The organism is Pantoea sp. EKM103V (assembly GCF_011800365.1).
In the GTDB taxonomy this organism is placed as follows: domain Bacteria; phylum Pseudomonadota; class Gammaproteobacteria; order Enterobacterales; family Enterobacteriaceae; genus Pantoea; species Pantoea anthophila.
This window is the reverse complement of record NZ_JAALFQ010000033.1, coordinates 1-1,090: the sequence shown is the minus strand read 5'-3', so window position 1 is coordinate 1,090 and position 1,090 is coordinate 1. Positions and strand designations below refer to the sequence as shown.

Here is a 1,090-nt window from a genome sequence, read left to right as displayed (position 1 = left end):
GTGATGTCCCGTACCTTTGCCGCGCTCAGCGAGATGGCATTCATGGTTTCCGACATGCGCTGCACGTCCGCTTCACCGGTGCGCGCAAGCGACGCGGTTTCACGGGCTGAGTCTGCGGTCTGCTGCGCGCCGGCCGTGTTGCTTTTCACCGTGGCGGTGAGCTGCTCCATGCTGGCGGCCGTTTCCTGCAGGGCAGCGGCCTGCTGCTCGGTGCGCGAGGAGAGCTCGGTATTGCCCTGAGAAATTTCATCCGCGGCCAGGGCCACTGAGGCGGAGGCATCTTTAATCTGCGAGACCAGCCCCCGGAGATTTGCCTGCATGCCGTCCAGCGAGGCCAGCAGACTGGCCGTGTCGTTACGGCGCAGTGTGACCGGCGTGGTCAGGTCTCCTGCCGCAATCGCAGCCGCGAGAGCCTGCGCCTGTGCAGGCTCTCCGCCCAGCTGACGCATCAGCACCCGGATGGTGAGTAAACCCGTGCCCGCCGCCAGCAGAACAGAAAGCGCTGCCAGCACTGTCAATATACCTGCGGTTCGCGACGTGCTGGCGCTGTTTTCGGCAACGGTATCGCGGCTGAGCTGCATCTCAACGCCAGTCAGCACGTTCAGGGCATCCAGCAGGGTCGTCTGGGCGGGACGCGCGGTGTTCATCAGAAACGTCGTGGCAGCCTGCTGCCGGTTATCCATGCCCAGCTTTCCGGCCTCCATCAATGTGGAGAGGGCCGTATTCTCGGCAGACAGGACCCGCGCCAGCGCGGCCTTTCCCTGTTCAGAGACGTTGCCGGACATGCTTTTTTCCAGCTGCTCGCGCTTGCGGACATAGGCCTGCCGCTGAGCAACCAGCCGCTGCCATTCAGGCTGCATCTGTGCAGGGTCGCTCAGCAGCGCAAGATTGCGTACAGCTATAGCCATATCGCGCAGGCCTCCGCGCATGTCCAGTACCAGCGTATAACGCTTCATCTTATTGTTTACAGTATCATTCATTCCGTCACGCGCCTGCCACAGGGCATGAAGTGAGATGCCGGTACAGAGTATAAAAAGCAGAATAAGCAGACCGAAGCCTGACGCAAGCCGGGTAGATATTTTCATAGGTG

General features: G+C 61.4%; 1 protein-coding gene. It reads right to left on the bottom strand.

The window, feature by feature from the left end; genetic code table 11:
* Positions 1-1,085: MCP four helix bundle domain-containing protein (locus HFD97_RS21980; RefSeq protein ID WP_167434916.1), on the bottom strand; the 1,085-nt coding region annotated here is incomplete at its 3' end.
* Positions 1,086-1,090: the final 5 nt, after the last annotated feature.